This is a genomic window from Shewanella sp. 0m-8, assembly GCF_052977265.1.
This window is the reverse complement of record NZ_JBRIMB010000018.1, coordinates 64406-83942: the sequence shown is the minus strand read 5'-3', so window position 1 is coordinate 83942 and position 19537 is coordinate 64406. Positions and strand designations below refer to the sequence as shown.

At 42.8% G+C, this 19537-nt stretch carries 17 protein-coding genes; 9 read left to right on the top strand and 8 right to left on the bottom strand.

Translation table 11 applies throughout. The features are described 5' to 3' along the window. Nucleotides 1-681: 681 nt before the first annotated feature. A complete protein-coding gene (gene gmhB, locus ACVBIO_RS10990; protein ID WP_447161675.1) occupies nucleotides 682-1236 on the bottom strand; it encodes a D-glycero-beta-D-manno-heptose 1,7-bisphosphate 7-phosphatase in 555 nt (184 codons plus the stop codon). A 174-nt stretch (nucleotides 1237-1410) separates the two neighbouring features. Between gmhB and ACVBIO_RS10985 the strand changes: the two genes are divergently transcribed. Next, nucleotides 1411-2715, top strand: coding sequence for an aminopeptidase P N-terminal domain-containing protein (locus ACVBIO_RS10985; protein ID WP_447172587.1), 1305 nt, complete (start codon nucleotides 1411-1413; stop codon nucleotides 2713-2715). Between the two features lie 188 nt (nucleotides 2716-2903). Here ACVBIO_RS10985 and ACVBIO_RS10980 read toward each other — a convergent pair whose 3' ends face one another. From ACVBIO_RS10980 to ACVBIO_RS10970, 3 genes are all read right to left on the bottom strand, one after another. After that, nucleotides 2904-3446 (bottom strand): DUF3016 domain-containing protein, encoded by a 543-nt coding sequence (locus ACVBIO_RS10980; protein ID WP_447161677.1) that lies wholly within the window; start codon nucleotides 3444-3446, stop codon nucleotides 2904-2906. Nucleotides 3447-3729: 283 nt separating this feature from the next. Next, nucleotides 3730-4953 carry an FAD-dependent oxidoreductase gene (locus ACVBIO_RS10975; RefSeq protein ID WP_447172586.1) on the bottom strand — a complete coding sequence of 408 codons (1224 nt, stop codon included), beginning with the start codon at nucleotides 4951-4953 and terminating at the stop codon, nucleotides 3730-3732. Nucleotides 4954-5016: 63 nt separating this feature from the next. Further along, entirely contained in the window at nucleotides 5017-6543 is a 1527-nt protein-coding gene (locus ACVBIO_RS10970) for a phytoene desaturase family protein (RefSeq protein WP_447172585.1), read from the bottom strand. A gap of 280 nt (nucleotides 6544-6823) precedes the next feature. On the opposite strand from ACVBIO_RS10970, the gene ACVBIO_RS10965 reads away from it, so the two are divergent. After that, on the top strand, nucleotides 6824-7075 hold the full coding sequence (locus ACVBIO_RS10965; protein ID WP_447161680.1) for a hypothetical protein: 252 nt from the start codon (nucleotides 6824-6826) through the stop codon (nucleotides 7073-7075). A 157-nt stretch (nucleotides 7076-7232) separates the two neighbouring features. On the opposite strand, the gene ACVBIO_RS10960 is transcribed toward ACVBIO_RS10965, so the two are convergent. Next, nucleotides 7233-8537 (bottom strand): NAD(P)/FAD-dependent oxidoreductase, encoded by a 1305-nt coding sequence (locus ACVBIO_RS10960; protein ID WP_447164452.1) that lies wholly within the window; start codon nucleotides 8535-8537, stop codon nucleotides 7233-7235. 43 nt (nucleotides 8538-8580) lie between these two features. Next, nucleotides 8581-9621, bottom strand: coding sequence for a proline racemase family protein (locus tag ACVBIO_RS10955; RefSeq protein WP_447164451.1), 1041 nt, complete (start codon nucleotides 9619-9621; stop codon nucleotides 8581-8583). Between the two features lie 177 nt (nucleotides 9622-9798). On the opposite strand from ACVBIO_RS10955, the gene dapA reads away from it, so the two are divergent. From dapA to ACVBIO_RS10930, 5 genes are all read left to right on the top strand, one after another. Next, nucleotides 9799-10713, top strand: coding sequence for a 4-hydroxy-tetrahydrodipicolinate synthase (dapA, locus tag ACVBIO_RS10950; protein ID WP_447172584.1), 915 nt, complete (start codon nucleotides 9799-9801; stop codon nucleotides 10711-10713). Between the two features lie 96 nt (nucleotides 10714-10809). Continuing rightward, nucleotides 10810-11811, top strand: coding sequence for a 4-hydroxyproline epimerase (locus ACVBIO_RS10945; RefSeq protein WP_447161684.1), 1002 nt, complete (start codon nucleotides 10810-10812; stop codon nucleotides 11809-11811). 42 nt (nucleotides 11812-11853) lie between these two features. Continuing rightward, entirely contained in the window at nucleotides 11854-13419 is a 1566-nt protein-coding gene (locus tag ACVBIO_RS10940; RefSeq protein ID WP_447169616.1) for an aldehyde dehydrogenase (NADP(+)), read from the top strand. Nucleotides 13420-13528: 109 nt separating this feature from the next. After that, nucleotides 13529-14200 carry a GntR family transcriptional regulator gene (locus ACVBIO_RS10935; RefSeq protein WP_447172583.1) on the top strand — a complete coding sequence of 224 codons (672 nt, stop codon included), beginning with the start codon at nucleotides 13529-13531 and terminating at the stop codon, nucleotides 14198-14200. 97 nt (nucleotides 14201-14297) lie between these two features. Beyond that, nucleotides 14298-15362 (top strand): beta-ketoacyl-ACP synthase 3, encoded by a 1065-nt coding sequence (locus ACVBIO_RS10930; RefSeq protein WP_447161687.1) that lies wholly within the window; start codon nucleotides 14298-14300, stop codon nucleotides 15360-15362. 101 nt (nucleotides 15363-15463) lie between these two features. Here ACVBIO_RS10930 and ACVBIO_RS10925 read toward each other — a convergent pair whose 3' ends face one another. Continuing rightward, a complete protein-coding gene (locus tag ACVBIO_RS10925; RefSeq protein ID WP_447164448.1) occupies nucleotides 15464-16042 on the bottom strand; it encodes a lecithin retinol acyltransferase family protein in 579 nt (192 codons plus the stop codon). A gap of 325 nt (nucleotides 16043-16367) precedes the next feature. Between ACVBIO_RS10925 and ACVBIO_RS10920 the strand changes: the two genes are divergently transcribed. Both ACVBIO_RS10920 and ACVBIO_RS10915 read left to right on the top strand, forming a co-directional pair. Next, the gene (locus ACVBIO_RS10920; protein WP_447161689.1) at nucleotides 16368-16901 is read left to right on the top strand and encodes a heme NO-binding domain-containing protein; all 534 of its coding nucleotides are present in this window, start codon (nucleotides 16368-16370) and stop codon (nucleotides 16899-16901) included. 10 nt (nucleotides 16902-16911) lie between these two features. After that, on the top strand, nucleotides 16912-18675 hold the full coding sequence (locus ACVBIO_RS10915) for a hybrid sensor histidine kinase/response regulator (protein WP_447161690.1): 1764 nt from the start codon (nucleotides 16912-16914) through the stop codon (nucleotides 18673-18675). Between the two features lie 160 nt (nucleotides 18676-18835). Here ACVBIO_RS10915 and ACVBIO_RS10910 read toward each other — a convergent pair whose 3' ends face one another. Further along, the gene (locus ACVBIO_RS10910) at nucleotides 18836-19513 is read right to left on the bottom strand and encodes an exonuclease domain-containing protein (RefSeq protein WP_447172582.1); all 678 of its coding nucleotides are present in this window, start codon (nucleotides 19511-19513) and stop codon (nucleotides 18836-18838) included. Between the last annotated feature and the right edge of the window lie 24 nt (nucleotides 19514-19537).

Below are 19537 nucleotides of genomic sequence, written 5' to 3'. Positions count from 1 at the left end.
GATTTCTTATACACTCTCGTGTTAACAACCATCATTCGAAGCTCTTAAAGCGTTTGTCACCTGAATCAAATCTCCTAAGAGTTTTAACTCTAACCCTTTATAAAAAGAGCTAACCGATACCGCTGCAAGTCCCATTCTATCTAGCGTTTACGACTATTTCTAATCTCAAGCGTTAGTCTAGTTGGCCTGCTGTGCCGTGTCAGTGGATGCGCATTATAGGGAAATTTGAGATCAGCACAAGGGGGTTTTTCAATTAAATTAGAATAACCGAATCAAGCGAGCAGTTATCAGCCGATCTGCTGTTATAAACAGCGCTGACGATGATTTTATATACCGCCATGCTTTAATATAACGCATAGACTCACCAATCGGCTTAACTAAAGTCTAAGTTCTACATTCATCGAATCTGAAGCGCTAGCATTCAACTTACTCGCAACTGATTACTGGTAACTGATGCTAAATACATAAATGCCTCATAATGATCTTATTAGGTTAGTGATCATAATGAGGCATTTCGTTTACGACAGATACTTATATTAAGTCGATATTCTGTCTTATTAATCTGGAGCTAGTTAGACCGACTTAAACTTAGCTGGACTGAGCAGGATGTTTGACCTTATAACTGAGCCTAGTGCAACCTTAGCCTGATTTTGGCTTGCGTTACATAAAACTAAGCCTGCTTTAAGCCTGACTTGCCAAATAAGCTGGCACATCTGCAATTGAGTCAAGCACAACCGTTGCTGCGGCAATTGCATCATCAGTTACTGACTTACCGGTTCTCACCAGTATTCGAGTCGGCACGCCAGCCGCCTCTGCTGCTAACATGTCGTCGCGCTTATCACCGACCATAACTGACTGAGACAGATCAATGTTTAAGAATTGCGCCGCAGAGTTCAGCATTCCAGGCTTTGGTTTACGGCAATCACAATCAACTTTGTATTCGCCAATACCTTTTTCAGCATGATGGGGGCAGTAATAAATGCCATCAAGCTCAACACCTTTATCAACAAAGTTCCAATCCATCCATTCAGTTAATGAATGAAACTGATCTTCTGTATACATTCCTCGAGCAATACCAGACTGATTAGTAACAACTGCAAGTAGATAACCCATGTTTTTAAGTGCAGCGCACGCATCAAACACACCGTCTACATATTCAAAATCGTCAACCTGGTGTACATACCCATGATCTAGATTGATAACGCCATCTCTGTCTAAAAATACCGCTCGATTCACAATACATTCTCTCTAATATGCAATAGCTATTATTATTTCACTCATTACAACAAATTGCACCGTGAACTTGCTATAAAGCACGTAATAACGTGTAATGGATAAAATATACACATTACATTTTAATGCCGATAGCCAATCCGGCATTAGTCAATGAATAGCGATGGAAATAATAAGATGTCTACTATCTATCAACAAAGACGCAATGATCTGCTTGAACAGTTACCTAATAACAGTTTAGTCATTGTCGCTGGCTATCAGCAAAAAGTGCGCAGTAAGAATATCAAATATCATTTTAGGCAGGACAATGATTTCCTCTACCTAACAGGGTTTAACGAACCTGATGCGATTGCCTTACTTATTAAGCGCGAAGTTAATCAATATTTCTTATTCTGTCGCCCGAAAGACCCAGCACAAGAAGTCAGTTTTGGCACTCGAGCAGGTGCACAAGGTGCTGTTAACCTACACGGCGCAGATCAAGGCTATGATGTAGCTGATTTCGAGCAAACCCTACTACCACTATTGCAAGGTATACAAACTATCTATGTCAGTGATGAGCTAGGACGATTCTCATCTGATCTTGTTCACTGGGCAAACTACCACAGACATCATTGCTCATTTGATACGCCTAAACAATTCACCACAATTAAACCGTTAGCCGAAGTGTTGCATGCTAAGCGTGTCATTAAAACAGATGATGAGTTGACTAAAATCCGTTCAGCGGTTGCTGCATCTACTGCTGGCCATAAGGCTGTGATGCAAGCATGTCGCCCAGGGATCAACGAACGTGAGTTAGCATCGTTATTTGATTTTACTATCGCTAAACATGGCTGTAATGCTGTTTCCTACCCGAGTATCGTCGCTGGCGGTAATAACGCCTGCTGCCTACATTACGAAGAAAACTGCTGTGAGCTTAGCAATGGCCAGGTGTTACTCATCGACGCTGGCGGTGAATTTGAGCATTACGCAGCTGATATTACCCGTAGTTACCCAGTAAATGGCAGCTTTTCAGCAGAACAAAAAGTCATCTATCAATTGGTTCTTAACGCGCTGGATCAGGCCATAGCGAAAGTGCAACCAGGAGCTGCATGGAACAATCTTTACGAAACGTGCATGCGAGTAATGGCAGAGGGACTTAAGGAACTTGGATTTTTATCGGGTTCGATTGATGAGATTATGGCAACTGAAAGCTATAAACGCTTTACTGTTCACAAAACTGGGCATTGGCTCGGGATGGATGTACATGATGTAGGACCTTACCATGATGATAATGGTGAATGGCGAACATTAGAAATGGGTATGGTGTTTACGATAGAGCCCGGTATTTATATCCCCCAAGATACACTTGATGTTCCCGAAGCCTACCGTGGCATAGGGATCCGCATCGAAGATGATATATTAGTTTCCGTAAACGGTTATGAAAACTTATCAGCTAACGTCCCAAGAACTGTTGAAGAGATAGAAAACTATATGGCTAATTAGCAATTAGCTAACTCAAACTTTAAAATAAAAATCTCACATAAAAATGATGGCTGCCATATAAATGGAGCCATCAGTGCTTTTTCCACAAGAGTATTCGCAAAACAGCACTCCTACAACAGATCACTCCTAAGAGCCTCTATTACTTAACGAGCCACTGTAACATGAGCCTATAAGACGTTTTTTGCGTATTACTTTAACATTGGTTCCAATTTTTCTTTAAACCAATTCGTTAGCAAGTCTCTTTCATATGGGAATGGATCATTCGTGATAGGCTGGATCCCAAATAGGAAACCCATATTATCCAATTTTTCAGTTCCTGATTTGATTACCTTCCCATTTTGGCTAAGGGTGTAGTCAAAACTGATTTTAGGTGGATATAGTTCGGTCACGACCCGAATATCATCTGCAGCTGTAGCACCAAAAGTAGGTTGTACATCACCGGCTAAATCTACATTGGTAACGGTTAAATCAAGCTGTTGATCTTTTGCCAAGTGTTTGTTGGCAAGTTGACCAAGTTCATCAGTTAACTCAGTGAAGAGGTATTGCTCAAATTTTGACTGCAAGCCAATGGTTGCTTCAATATCACTGTATTGATTAATATCTTGCCATAAAATATTAAGGTTACCATCATTAGTCATAATATTTAGAGGAACGGTCGGCTCATCTGTTTTGGCACAACCACTCATGATTAATGTTGTAGTAATAGTTATAAGTAAAAGTAATTTTTTCATATGGGCTCCATTTATTATCAAGTCATCTTATGTATAACTCAAATTTTTGACATTGCATGATTTTTTTTCAAATCAATTAATCAATTGATACCTAACAGCTTTAAACATCGTAGTCAGTTTAGGATGATTGCTACACTTAGATGCTAGTTGACAGGCTGCTCGAAGGTCAAAATTCAATCTAAACCTTAACAATCCAATGAAAGGATCTCTTTGGCAGGTATACGGGTAGCAATAAACAACGAATAGTCGAATTTTGGCGCACTATCACAGATAGTTGCATCTTTTATGACTGCTGTCCAACGAGTTCAGCTACCTTCTTTGCAGAGACAACCGCGCCCTCGTGTAGACCATCATAAAGGTAAGCTCCCACATAAAAAGTATTGTTTTTACCATTATTGACGATAATGTTGTGCCGGTAATGAAGTGCTTCGACACTATAAAGTGGCGTGTGATGTTCAAAAGTTTGAATGATATTATCTTTGGTGATTAAATTATCAATATTATAAGCCAAACTATATCGCTGCTCTGTAGGCAAAGCACAGATACGGTTTAAGTTAGCGTTATAGCCCCAACCGGCTTGAGTCTGAAAAAAATCAAATTCTGAGGGGTGAGATATACCATAACCTTGGTAAACCAAAGAGTCAGTGTGCAGGACCGTAGTAGCCATATTCTTTTTCCAAGGAGAAAAGCATTCAATTTCAAATGCGGTTGGATCGGATATTAGCGTTAAAACCTGATCAGGCGGCACGGCTAAGACCAGCTTATCGAAGTGTTCCTTTGTATCATTATCCCATTTAAGCATGACCCCCATATTAGAGCGCCTAATTGCAGTTATATTGGCATTTAAGAACACCCTGCCATTTAATTGCCTTTCAATTTTCTCTATATAGCTGTAAACCCCTCCATCAATTCGTTTCCAATCAGCCCAAAAGTAGCGTCTAAAAATAGTAAATGCCAACTCAGCTGGAACCTTAATGATCCCTTTATAGGGAATAGAAAAACAATACATAACAAAAAGCTTTAACCAGGTATCTTTCACCTGATGCCTACTCACATAATCCGCCAAAGGCTTACCTCTAAACGATGACATCGGTTTAAGATATACCTGCAGTAATATCCAATTGGCTGAGAGATAAACAAATGCCAGCTTAACAAATTCGACTAAAAGGCCAACACCCTTAATGTTTCTGGTGATCACAGTAGGAGAAAGAAAACGTTTCTTATTACGCTTAAATAAAGCAGAGCCCACTTCTAAAGGCTTAAGCTCAACACCGAGCTCTTCCATTAGAGCGATAAAATGCTTAAAGTTACTTGAAAACTCAACGACGCCGCCTTCGAGGGTGAGGCTAGGATCGATACCCGCCATTTTAACATTTTTATTAACCGTACGAATATGACCACCAAGCATAGACTGCTTCTCAAATACGGTGACACTGTGCCCAAGCTTACTCAGGTAGTATGCCGTCACCATGCCACTAGCACCGCCACCGATAATCGCAAACTTCATGCTTCCTCTCTCCTCTCATATTACCGAAAAGATGTGGGGCTCAATTCATCATTCAATCGGAGATTAAATACGTTCTCCGCTCAGCTTCTGATACAGCTTTGCACCAGTCCAGAATGTCCCTGCAAACCCTGCATAACCAGATGAAGCGTTACAGAAATAGAAATCTTTCAATGAACTGTTCTCGGTTAATCGCCACAAGTTGAAATAAGCTGGAGTCATCGCCGAACCATAGGAGTTCCCCTGCGGACACCAACAAAAGTTTTCATTCGTCGTCGGACTACCGGTATTTTTATATGCCAAGTACTCTCTGAAATCTGCAATATAATGTTTTTCAACCGTATCGATTATTGCGTCAAATATCTCTCGTTTTTTGTTTCGATATGCTCTGGGATCACTTTGTTTTAACGCTTTAAAGTATTGGTAGTCAGCAACAGTTAAAAACTCTATTACCTGCTGCCCTTCAGGCCTGTCAGAACAGTCATGAGTTAAAAAACCTGGGGTAGAAATTGCAAAACTGGGAGCCGAATAATCATGCTGGTAATACATGGTATCAAAAGCGGTATTAAGATCTTGATGACTGGTGTGGAAGATATTCCACTTACCAAAACCATAGTCCTCTAACTTGATATCTTTGACCACACAGTAGGCCATAAAATTTGAAGGGGAGTAGGCATAATCCAATTGTTTTCTGAGCCTCAAAGAGAACTTTTCTATACCGATTAAATGAGCCGCTTTTTTAGGATCCATATTACAAATAGTGCGCTTACCTTGATAGCGGCTCACCTCCTCGTTGACAAGGTTTCTTGCTTCAACCCCTATAACCCGATTATTGTCGACGATAAATTTATCAACTTGAGTCTGATAGATGATCTGCCCACCATTAGCAGTAATCGTATCGACCAACGAATTGATGACATGATCGAAATGATGTGTCGGGTAGTAGGCCCCCCTCTGATATCCGGTAAATAGTAGAACCCAGGCACAAAATGAAAGCTGATTAGGAGGCAGTAAAAAATCAGGCCACTGAAGAGCCAGTAGTGTTTGCGCTTCTTGCGGTAAATGGTGTTTATCAAAGGCCTGCTGCAGAGTAATCCTTATGTTTCTACACGCGGTTACCGTTTCTCTTAAATTTGTGAATATATTCTTATAGCGTTCGTCGCCTGATAGCACTGCTAAACCATCGGCCGTTCGCCTTACTTCATCGATAAAAGCCGTGCATTGTGTCCCATGGGCAGGAAAAATGGATTTAAGTCTTTTAAGCAGTAGCTCTGTATCATAGGGAATATCCAGCTGGTATCCCGGCATTCTCATATGATCGAAGCCTTCAGGATCAAACGATTCGAAGGTAACCTGTTTATCCAGTTGAAGCTTTTTTAGTACCTTGTTAACTGTCTCCCCTTCGCCACAATTCCAGACATAATGCAGTTGTGCATTAAATCGATAGTGTTTACCCATTGGGAAAGTATGCCCGAAACCGCCGGGATATTGATGTGCCTCCAACATCAGTACTTTACTACCAGACTTTGCACTGAGAGCACCAAAAACTAACGCAGATAAACCACTACCAACGATTAAGTAATCCGCATCCATTATCCACTCCACTTTTTGTCGCGAGGGTCCAGTCCGCTTTTTAACGCGTAGGTGAAGGTATAGCCTCTAAATATACCAACAGCCCTATTCATTGTAGTGCGCTGCAGACTCGCCAGCAAATAAGCCACCCGCGATAAGCTCATATTAGCAAAAGTGGTAATCATGTTGAGAACAGCGATTTCCAGCTATGCATTCACTTACTCAGGTTTGTGTCACATCGGCGTAGATGTGCTAGGTTAATCATATCAATACCCTAAGAAGCTTATGCATAAGGATGACCATGGAGAACACAGAAAGCATGGAGAACCTGGATAACTTGGAAATCGAAAACTCCCAAGCAATCTTGCTCAAAATTACAAAAGTCGTCGAAACTGAGTGTCATCAAGATGCCTGCGCACTACTCGAGGAGGGATTTGTGTTACTGGGTATAAATAGCAATGTATTTGAAGACAGTGAAAATCGCTTTGTTTACTCGCTGGGGTTTCCAAAACCCTTAGACAAACTCAGTGATTGGGCTAGCGCAAACTTTTAAGAGCCCAATCATTTGTCACCTAAGCGAGTCTATAGTCGGGTAAGCTATAAAATTCACCTAAAGCGAATTGTAAATAGAGTAAGCTTCTACTCCATTTACAATCGCTGACGCCGACATTTAAATAATCAGCCTGTATTCTGGTTGAAAGTAATCAAGACTAGTTAAACCTATCAATCCTATAGGGGCTTAAGTCGATATTAGCTTGCTGACCTAGTACTTCTTGAGTTAACAGTTTTGCTGTTAGCGCCGACCATGTAAGCCCTAAATGTTGATGCCCAAAAGAGAAAAATACATTCGCTTGTTTTTGACTCCGCCCGAGCACAGGCAAGCTATCGGGCATCGACGGTCTAAAGCCCATCCAACGCTCGCCGTCACTGACGGAAGCATCAGCAAAAAGCTCAGGCAACAAGGCTTTACCATGAGGGAACAAACAATCGGCTCTAGCATTAACTAAGGGGGCTTTTAAACCACCAAACTCCACCGTACCCGCTAAGCGAGTGCCGTCAATCATAGGGGTGATAATAAATTTGCGATTATATGAAGCGACGGGACGAGACAGGCTGCTTTTTTGCGGCATCATCAAATGATACCCACGCTCGGTTTCCAGCGGCACAGAATAACCTAATTGTTTTGCAAAAGGCTTAGACCAAGCACCCGAGGCTATAACCAAGCGATCAGTCTGTTCGCTATTACCTGAGCCTAGCTCAAGCTGAATACTTGAACTGGTTCTAGCCGTGTTTATCTTAACAACCTCTTCAGTAATAAGCTGACCACCTAAGGCTTTAAACTTTGTCTCGAACGCTTGGCATAAACGATACGGATCGCCAGTGTGGCCTACATGAGTAAAATATAAGCCATGGGTAATATTGTTACTCAGTGAAGGCTCAAGCGCCCTAACTTGCTCCCCATTAAGCAATTGAACCTCGACGCCAGCATCAGCGTAAGCGCGGAACTCCTTTTGAACGACCTCTATTGCTGTACCTTCAAATACCAATAAACTCCCGTTCAAAACCAATAGGTCTTCGCAGCCACAAAATGCAGCGAGTGACTTCATTGCCGCGATAGAATCTTGATTCAGCGCCTTGATTGCACGGCTGTTTTTCGCTCTACGCGATGGCAACATATTGTGTAAGAAGCGCATAAACCAGGGTAATGCTTTAAAAAAATATTGCGGCTGAATGCGAAATGGTCCTAAAGGATCCAATAGCATACCCGGCAGCTTTGGTAACATTGCAGGATCCGCTAAAGGAAATACTTGCTCAGTCGCAAAGTGACCCGCATTACCTTTAGAAGCTCCGGCTCCGGCGCCCTCTTTGTCGATAACAGTGACATTAAACCCTTCTCGTTGTAGCTCAATCGCTGCCGATAGCCCCACAATCCCTGCGCCAACAATGGTGAGTTTACCGGCATGACTTTGGCTTAATCCTTGGCTTTGAACCTGACTCTGACTCGTGGCGTTCATATATATTTCTCCAATCTCATTCCCCACTTGATTAACCACTAGGCTAGCGCAAGATAAAACCATCTTGAAATACATCATCAGGATCAATAAAGAACTGATGCTTTCCAGTAATGTACGAACGGCCTGATACTTCTGGGATCACCGCAGTTTTACCATGAAAAGTTGATTTAGCGGAGGCACTAACAATCATTCTGCCATCAACAATACTCTCAATCATCAGTGGAGTATTTAGCTCAACCTCGCCTTTGGCATATAACAAGGCAATACGCCCCGCAACGCCAGTCCCCGTTGGTGAACGGTCTACTTCCCCGTCAGCAAAAATACACACATGGCGAGAATGCGCCTCTGGGTTTGTCACCTTTTTAGAGGTGAAGATGGTGCCATAAAGAAAACTTAAGTCTTCTTCTAATGGATGCACTAACGGGTGAGTCGCCATAACGGCATGCTTTATCCGGCGGCCAATATCAATCAACTGCGGTGCATTATCCTGACCACAACTTATTCCGTGCTCGTCAGCATCAACATAAGCATAGTAAGCCCCGCCAAAACCAATATCGTATTTAACCTCGCCAAAACCTTCGACATTCACACTGCAATCTAGCGCATCCGCCCAAGAATCTACATTTTTAAAGCTAGCGTGAATTTTTCCCACTTGGTCACGATAAGCTTTTGCTGTAATCAGGCCTGCTGGCGCATCGATTTTAATAATGCGAGGAGAATCCGTTAATTGTATTGTGCCGGTTTGGCACATCACCTTAACCAAGGCCAAAATCCCATGACCACACATGCTGCTATAACCTTCGTTATGCAAAAATAGTACGCCAAAATCGGCATCTGCTGTCACAGGCTCTGTAATCAGCGCCCCATACATATCGGCATGCCCGCGTGGCTCGTGCATCAGTAATTTACGGTAGGTATCCAAATTTTTTTGCACGTATTGGCGCTTTGCTAAAATGGTCTCACCTTTAATCTCTGGATAACCCGAGATCACTATCCTTAACGGCTCGCCTTCTGTGTGTGCATCTATAGTGACAAAATCTTTAAAATTGCTCGCTAATTCAGAGCTTATTGTGATCGACTGCATATTTTTATTGCTCCATCGTTAATACTTGGATATTGTATACAATAATTCCTGTGGTTTTAGTATCATTTATTTAGATACATTCTCTAAACAAAAGGGTTTCAATTTAAATACATGCGTATACAATATACCAATCTACACCTAACTCCAAACGCTACACCGCAGTAATAAAGGCTTAATATGAAAGTGAATTGGCAAGGTGTTTTTCCAGCAATCTCAACACAGTTTAATGAAGATGGTTCAATTAACTACGAATCAAATTCTCGTATGTTAGAAGACCTAATAAGAGATGGTATTAACGGAATTATTGCTTTAGGCACGATCGGTGAAAATGCCTCTTTGACCCCTGAAGAAAAGCGCGAATTCATCAAGCACACAGTTGAAACCGTAAATGGCCGTATTCTTGTACTATCTGGTTGTACTGAAAATACTGCTGAAGCTGCATCTCTTTATGCACAAGATGTAGAGAAGCTTGGCGTTGACGGTCTTATGCTTCTACCTGCAATGGTTTATCGTGGTACCAACCGTGAAGTAGTCACTCATTATCAAACTGTTGCTCGTTCAACTAACCTACCAATCATGATCTACAACAACCCTGTAAGTTACGGTGTAGATATCAACCTAGAAATGACAGCGATTCTTGCAGAAGAAGAAAACATCGTGGCGATTAAAGAATCAACAACAGACACTCGCCGTCTAACTGAACTGCGATCTCGTTTCGGTGATCGTTTCAACATCTTATGTGGCGTTGATGATATCACTCTTGAAAGCCTTTTCCTTGGCGCAACAGGCTGGATTTCTGGTCTAACTAACGTATTCCCGCGTGAGTCAGTAACCCTTTTTAAGCTAGCTCGCGCTGGTCGTATTGAAGAGGCGCGTGAAATCTACCGCTGGTTTATGCCACTACTGCGTTTGGGCACTATCCCGACGCTAGTTCAATGTATCAAGTTTGCAGAGCAAATCGTTGGCCGTGGTAACGAAAATGTACGTCTACCTCGCCTAACACTTATCGGTGAAGAGCGTGCATACGTTGAGCAGCTTATTGCTCAAGCACTTGAGACTCGCATCGATTTAAACAAGTACAACATCGACTAATTGAAAGTTTGATGTTTATATAGCCAGCCGTTTAATGCAAATTAAAAGACTGGCTTTAATCACTTTATCAATAACGATAACAATGGAGTGTTTTACATGCTAAAAGGCACGTTTTTTTGTGTTGATGCTCATACCTGTGGCAACCCAGTCAGATTAGTAACAAGCGGACACCCTCACCTGCTTGGCGACACCATGAGTGATAAACGCCAACACTTTCTTCGAGAGTATGACTGGATCCGTAAAGCATTGATGTTTGAGCCACGTGGCCACGATATGATGTCAGGCGCCTTTCTTTATCCTCCTTGCTCAGACAACGCCGACGCCTCAATCCTATTTATCGAAACCAGTGGCTGCTTACCTATGTGCGGCCACGGCACAATCGGCACCATCACCGCCGCCATTGAGTCTGGTCTATTAACCGCAAAGACGCCTGGTCAACTGATTATTGATGTGCCCGCTGGACAGATAAAAATCGATTATCAACAAACTGGCGAAAAAGTGGACTGGGTAAAGATTTATAATGTCGCCGCCTATTTAGCTCATCAAGACCAAATTTTAGATATCCCAGGACTGGGTACACTTAAGGTCGATGTGTCCTACGGCGGTAATTATTACGTTATCGTCGACCCACAAACAAACTTCCCTGGGCTGCGCCACTGGAGCGCCGGTGACATTTTAAAGTGGAGCCCAATCGTACGTAAAGTCGCGCAAGAGCAACTCACTTGTATTCATCCAGACGACCCTACTGTAAGCGGCATAAGCCATGTGCTTTGGACAGGCGATACCATCAGTGATGGTTCAGATGGCGCCAATGCTGTTTTTTATGGTGATAAAGCCATCGACCGTTCGCCTTGTGGTACCGGCACCAGTGCACGTCTTGCACAACTTTATACCAAAGGTTTATTAAACGTGGGAGATGAATACACCCACGAAAGTATTATCGGCAGTCAATTTGTCGGTCGAATCGAAGCTGCAACATCAGTAGGCGAACATAAAGCGATTATGCCAAGCATCAAAGGTTGGGCACGAATAATCGGTCAAAATGCCATCACGGTTGATGACAGCGACCCGTACGCGTTTGGCTTCCAAGTCATCTAACCGCACGAATTTCTTAATGAGCTTTAAAACTCAGGAGTAAACATGACAGATTTAAACAAAGTTAACATCTCTGGCCAGCATTTTGTAAACGGTGCCTGGACTAACGAAGCCACTGAATTTAACAGTACCAATCCCGTCACCAATGAAGCACTTGTGTGGCGCTTTGCTAACGCAAACAAAAGCATCGTAGAAAGTGCAACAACTGCGGCTAAGCAAGCATTTGCTCAATACCGCAGCCTAGCGCCGACGCGCCGCGCTGAGTTTTTAGAAGCCATTGCCGATGAAATTCAAGCCGATATCGCAGCGATTACAGAGACAGCTCATTTAGAAACAGGTTTACCAATGGCTCGCCTTCAGGGCGAAACTGGCCGTACTTGTGGCCAATTACGACTATTTGCGGGCAACCTAAGAAACCCTATCGATAGCCGCTATGTCGATTTAGCTAACCCAGAAAGACAGCCACTGCCTAAGCCCGATACTAGACTTACCACCTTGCCTCTTGGCCCGGTAGCAGTATTTGGCGCATCGAACTTTCCGCTAGCGTTCTCAACCGCCGGTGGCGATACTGCATCGGCGCTTGCAGCAGGTTGTACCATTGTCGTTAAAGGCCATCCCGCTCACGCTGCAACCAGTGAATTGGTTAGCCGTGCAATCGAGCGTGCTGCAGTTAAATGTGACATGCCAAACGGTGTATTTAACTTAGTACAAGGCGTTGCACCAGAAGTGTCAACGCAACTGGTCACCTCCCCAGCGATCAAAGCTGTTGGCTTTACAGGTTCACTCAAAGTCGGTCGAATTTTATCGGATCTTTGTGCTGCGCGCCCTGAGCCAATACCATTTTATGGCGAGCTAGGTTCAACTAACCCACAGTTTATTTTGGCTAATATTTTAGAAGAACAAGCTGAAAGCCTGGCTTCGACTCAAGTGCAGTCCATGCTTATGGGCCACGGCCAGTTTTGTACTAGCCCAGGCGTCATTGTGGCAGTTAAAGGTGAGGCGTTAAATCGCTATAAAGCGACGCTAGCACAAGATGTTGCTTCACAAAGCGCTGCGAGCATGCTGACTGCTGGTATTGCTAGCGCATACCAATCACAGATTGAAGCGTTGCTAGCCAACCCTAAAGTTGAACTAATTGCTCAAGGTGAGTCTTCACCTGCAAATCACTTTACACGCCCTACGGCGTTAAAAGTGACTGCAACTGACTTTCTTGCATCAAACGCTATTCAACAGGAAGTATTTGGCCCATGTGCAGTGCTGGTTGAATGTGACGATAGCGCACAAATGCAAGACATCGCTGAGCAGCTTGAAGGTCAACTTACTGCATCTGTACACGGCTTAGCGACTGAATTTGCAGAGAATAAAACTTTGATTGAAGCGATTGCCTTTAATGTTGGCCGCCTAATATTCAATCAAATGCCTACGGGTGTAGAGGTTTGTCACTCAATGAACCATGGTGGCCCTTATCCTGCTAGCACAGATAGCCGTACAACCTCTGTAGGTTCAGCGGCTATGGCGCGTTTTGAACGACCAATATGTTATCAAAATATGCCAGAAAGCTTGTTGCCGACCCGCGTCATTGCAGGTGAAAAAGGCGTCATCACTTTTTAAATATGTCAAAAATATGAAAGGGAAACCATCGGTTCCCCTTTCATTATAATGGCATTAGCGGTAACCTAGGACGGATCAACTTGTATTAATAACAAAAAAATCGGGAACTATGAGCAGAACAACACCTATCGTCCATAAAACTCGCACACAAATTGTGGTCGAGGTGCTTAGGGAAAAAATCCTTTCCGGTGAAATCGCGGCAGGCAAACCCTTACGTCAAAGCGCCTTAGCAGATGAATTGAATGTTAGCCGAATTCCGGTAAGAGAAGCCTTGTTGCAACTTGAAGCCGAAGGCTTAGTTAAGTTTGAAGCCCATAAAGGGGCTACAGCAACATTGCTTTCTGCAGAACATGTCACCGAACTTTTTGATTTACGAGCACTGATTGAAGGCGACTTACTTGCTAAGTCAATACCGAATTTAAGTGAAGAAGATCTCAACCAAGCCGAAAGTATTCTGCAAGAAATGGACGCGGCTTTCCAAGATGAAGAGCAAATTGAAAATTGGAGTGGTCTAAACTCACAATTCCATACTTGTCTCTACAGTGCGGCAAATCGTCCACACACTCTTGAAGTGGTTCAAGGATTAAATACTAACTGTGACCGTTACGTTCGATTACAGCTATTTTTAGCAAGCGGTGTACCTAAAGCTCAACAAGATCACCGTGAGTTACTTGAGTTTTGTAAGAAGAAAGATATCGAAAAAGCTGTCCAACTATTACGCGCTCATATCCTACACGCTGCCGAAGCGATCCGCGTATTAGTTAGCCAACAAGAGGGCTAGCTCACTGTTGGTTAGCAATTTTATTGCTAAGCTTCACTTATACAGATCCCATAAGGCAGAGCTCAGGTTCTGCCTTTTAAGTTAAGAGAATACCTAGATGCAGTACGCTACTATTACAGGTTGGGGAAAGTGTGTTCCGCCTGCAACCCTAACAAATCATGATCTTGCAACATTTATCGAAACCTCAGATGAGTGGATTAAGCCGCGCACTGGGATCAGCCAAAGACATATAAGTCACGTTAACACCTCTGAACTGGCCTCTGTTGCCGCTAAACGAGCACTCGCCGCAGCGGGTATCGATGGTAGTGAACTAGATATGATTATTCTAGCCACTGCAACACCAGACACTCTGATCCCAAATATCGCTTCAACAGTGCAAGCTGATGTCGGCGCTACTTGCGCAGCTTTTGACATCAACGCTGCATGTAGTGGCTTTTTGTATGGCTTAGGTCTAGCTAGCTCACAGATCAAAAGTGGCCAGTGTAAGAAGGTCTTAGTGATTGGTGCAGAGCGCTTATCTTTCTTCCTTGACTGGTCTCGTCGTGATACCGCTGTATTATTTGGTGATGGCGCAGGTGCAGTTGTAGTTGAAGCCACAGATGAAGCTATTGGTGTTTTAGGCTACGAGCTTAATAACGATCCAGATGGTCGCGATATCCTTAAAGCAGGCTTCGGCACTGCAATGGATAGATTTGAAGCCTCTTCTTTAGATTTCTATATCGAGTTTAATGGTCAAGAGATCTTTAAGCGCGCGATTGCCGGTATGGGTAAGCTAAGCGCTAAAGTTATCGAAAAATGTGGTATCGATAAAGAAGAGATCGACTGGGTTATTCCTCATCAGGCCAACGAGCGTATTATTGATACGTTAATTAACCGTATGAAGATCCCGAAAGAAAAAGCGATTGTGAATATTGCTAACTACGGTAATACATCTGCTGCGACGATTCCAATTGCTATTTGTGATGCGCTAGAGCAAGGCAAGATCCAGCCTAACCAAACCATTTTGTCTTGTGCATTTGGCGCTGGCCTAACATCTGCTGCGGCATTAATTAAGTGGGGTGATAGAGTCACACCAATTAATACTAGCGACGCAGAGTTACCACCTTGCGATAAAACAGGTATCGAGCTTGTTGCAAAAGCGGTAAAACATTTCTGCGGATAAAGCATTTTCAATGCTAAAACGGTGAGTTAAAAACTGACTCTCGCAAACATAAAAACACCGATTTATATCGGTGTTTTTTTATATCAGATTTAAAGCGGATTTTACAATTTCAGCTCATCCCAATAGACAGCTTCAGAAAAGTAACGACCAATCTGATTATTTAGTTTACCAAAGCTCGATAAAGCCCGCTCCTCGCCACTTAAACAATGCCATACAAAGCGGTGGCAATTATTATCAAACAAATCATACTCTCGATAACTAAAGATGGACTGCTTCGCTCTTTGCAGCACCTCAGTGCCAATCAACGGCTGGTGCAAGTGATTACAGGCCTGATAGATACGACTGCCACTGCGCCCCGCCAAAAAACGTTGGGTTGAGACCGCCCGCACTAAACCACTGCCGTGTAGTTCTACCAGCGTATTATCACCTAGCCAAATTCCAGTATGCTCGATCACACCAAACACAAAACAACAAACTATCGCCCCAGGCATAGGTTCGACTTTTTTAGCCCCAGTCTTCCAAAGGCTCGGTGCCAGTATGGCAGACTGACCACTAACATGTTTAGCACTTGCCTGGCCTTGCTGCCGCTTTAGTGCAATCGTCTTTTGCTTTTCTCGCTCTTCAGCCACAATTGCCGCGCCCACTGCAGCAGCGCCTAACCATATTAGCGGTAATGCCATTTATTCTTCCTGTTAATGAGTCTCGCTGAGCGAACACATCTTTATACTGATGGGTATAACTATAGATAATCTATCCAACTGCCGACTATGGGTGAACATAAAAAATGTAACTAAAGACGATACATACTTAAGCTCGGTGCTATATCCTGTTTCCTAGGCACATAACTGGCTGTAAAAAGGCACGCACTCACAAGAGAGAAGCTGGAGCTTAAGATGATGACCGTCTAACACAAATAAAAAAGCTCTATACAAAGTCATCTAAGGCATTGAATGCTTGCCGTTAATACACTACTTTAAATAGTGTGGAACCGATAAGGAGCAGCACATGAAAGGGATTATTTTTTCCGAGTTTATTGAGCTTGTTGAGAACACTTTTGGCTTAGAGATCTGCCAACAGATGTTAGATGAAAACAACAATGATGGCGTTTATACCAGTGTGGGGACCTATGATCACAAAGACTTAGTTAATCTGATCATCACCTTAAGTAAACTTACCGGGATCTCAGCAGAAGACTTACAACAGATTTATGGTAAAGCGATTTTCAAAATATTGTATAACAGCATGCCCGGGCTTGAAGGCCAATCGGCATCAACGTTTGAATTTATAAAAAGCGTTGAAGAATATATACATATCGAAGTCAAAAAACTCTACCCCAACTCGAACCCTCCTAGCTTTACCTTTATCAGCTCAACACAGAGCCAATTAATCATGGACTATGTATCTGCACGTTGTATGGCCCATGTTTGCTTTGGCCTTATCCAAGGCTGCGCCGACCACTTTAATGAAAACATTGATATCAAAATGGAACCGATTGTCGCTGATCAATCTGAAGTCCGCTTCACCATGACCTGTATTTAATTTGAGGGTCATGTCTATTATGCCAAATGATGAAATAAACGAGTTAAGCAAAAGAGTTGAACTGCTGACCAGGAAAATAGAACGGGAAAAAGCAGCCAAAAAGCTTGCAGAAAAGCTATTGGAAGAAAAAAGTCGTGAGCTCTATATCGCCAAGCAAAGAGTCGAAGACTCACTGATCAACATAAAGGAAAAGTCGGAGCAGGATATCGCTCTACTGCACTTTAAAACCTATTTAGAATCAATCCTTTTGGACTTTAATCAACTATTTTTACAAAAACCGATCTCAAATATTTTGCTGCAACGCTTACTCGACGATCTGATTGGGGTTGATGAGATAAAATCCTGTAAAATAAGATTTAAATCCATAAATGATGAGCTAAAATTCGACTCTTTTTATGCTGGTGATAAAGGGCTTATCAACACCGATAACCACGCCTTATCACCGCTTATCTGGACAGATGATTACCGTCAGATAAAAATCATTATTAACGCTGAAGAAATGATACTAGGTAGCTTGACCTTAGTATTAGACTCCCCTCGGTCTTGGCAACACACCATCGAAAAGCAGCTACTGCTTTTTTGTGACATGATCAGCGCCGCTCATAAACGACAAGAACTGCTGGCTAAAACCATCAAAGAAAAGCAGCGAGCTGAACTCTCTGAGCAGTCGACAAGAGACTTCGTTGCCATGATAAACCATGAACTCAGAACCCCACTCAATGGTCTATTAGGCTCAGCAGAGCTTATGAGTGACACTGAGTTAACGCCGCATCAGCATCAATTGCTTGGCACTATGCACCAATCCGGTGAGTTATTACGGGTGATCATTAACGACCTACTCGATCTCAGTAAAATGAATGCGGGTATGTTGCAGATAGTAGAAGTTGATTTTTCACCTAAAAAGCTCTGCCAGATGGTCTACGATATTTTCAAAATCAGAGCTGAAGAGTCCACTCTAGAGTTTGCGTTTGAGTATCACACAGATATACCTGAAACCTTAGTCGGCGACCCTGACAGAATTAAACAAATACTGGTCAACCTAATTGGTAACTCCATCAAGTTTACTCAACAAGGGAAAATTACGGTTAAAATCCAATGGCAGCAAGATGAGTTCTGTTTTTCGGTAGCCGATACGGGTTGCGGGATCCCCCAAGATAAACTTGATACCTTGTTCGACCCATTCACCCAGGTCAATAACTCCAGTAATCGTGCCTATGAAGGCACTGGATTAGGACTCGCAATCTGCAAATATTTAATCGGTGAAATGGGCGGGAAAATCAAATTAGACTCCCAGTTAGGCCATGGCACTCAATTTGATATCAGCTTGCCATTAAAGCGATCCGATGCGGTAATAGAGGCGGTGACGCCAACCGCAACCGATGTTCAAATCGATAGCATCACAGTACTCGTGGTAGAAGATAGCTCTGTGAACCAAATGCTGATTGAGATGATTTTAGCCAAATATAACATCAAGCCAGCTATCGCCAAAAATGGCTTAGAAGCGATAAGCTATCTAGAGCAGCACCAGGTAGACATCGTATTTATGGATTGTCGTATGCCTGTGGTCGATGGATTTGAAGCCACGAAAAGGCTCAGACTAAAAGGCTACCAAAAGCCGATCATTGCGCTAACGGCAAGTACCACCTCAATTGAAACACAGCAATGTTTCCAATGTGGCATGAATGAAATTATAAGTAAGCCCTACCAAAAAGAAGATATTTACCAAGTTCTTATCAAGTGGGGAAAGAAAATAAAGCGCCTTAGTCCCAACTAACCGAACGCCCCCAGAATTAACGATATTAATTTAGGTAAAGCCAATTAACACAACTAAGCTAACTGAAGCTGACTTAGTTAAAACAGACTTAGTTAAGACGAGCTTAGCTAAAGCTAGTTTTAGATAACCACAAACTAAGCATCACTTCATTAGCCGATACTTAAGTTAATAGATCATGCAGGCTCAGTTCATCATTACCCGCGATACCTGCCATCTGAGCTAAGAGTAACTCTGCGCAAGATAACGCATCAACCGCTGCATTATGGGCTGCGTAAACAGGCAGACCATAACGCTTTCGACAAGCATCAAGTCTTAATGTGCCCTCTTTAAGCACATCATGCTGCCTTAGTAAACGTTTCTTCTCAACAGCCATGGTGTCAATCGCGACAAATTGTACGGTCTGGCCGTAACAACGTTGCAGTGCGGCTTTTAAAAAGCACAGATCTAAAGGTGCATGGTGAGCCACTAATACATGCCCCTGGGTCTGAGCCAAAAACCACGCCATCGCTTGCTTAACACTAACAGCTTGCGCCAGTTGACTGTCAACGATGCCATGAATAACGGCACTGTCACCTACGCTCCCTTCGATACTCACCAAAAGATGCTTAGATTTTGCGACTTGAAGCAAACCGTTTTCAATGGGAATAAGCCCAATACTCAAAATTTGGTCTAATTTGCTATCAAGTCCTGTCATCTCCAAATCAAACGCCATCAAGGGAACCTGAGGTAAAGGCATAGATAACTGCAGAGTTAACGCCCGATAATAGTCAGCTATCACCTCTTGTTTACTGAGCAATGCATTTAACTGTAACCGAGTTTTTAAATATAAGTTTCTCAAGATTTAGCCTTTTTATCGCACCCT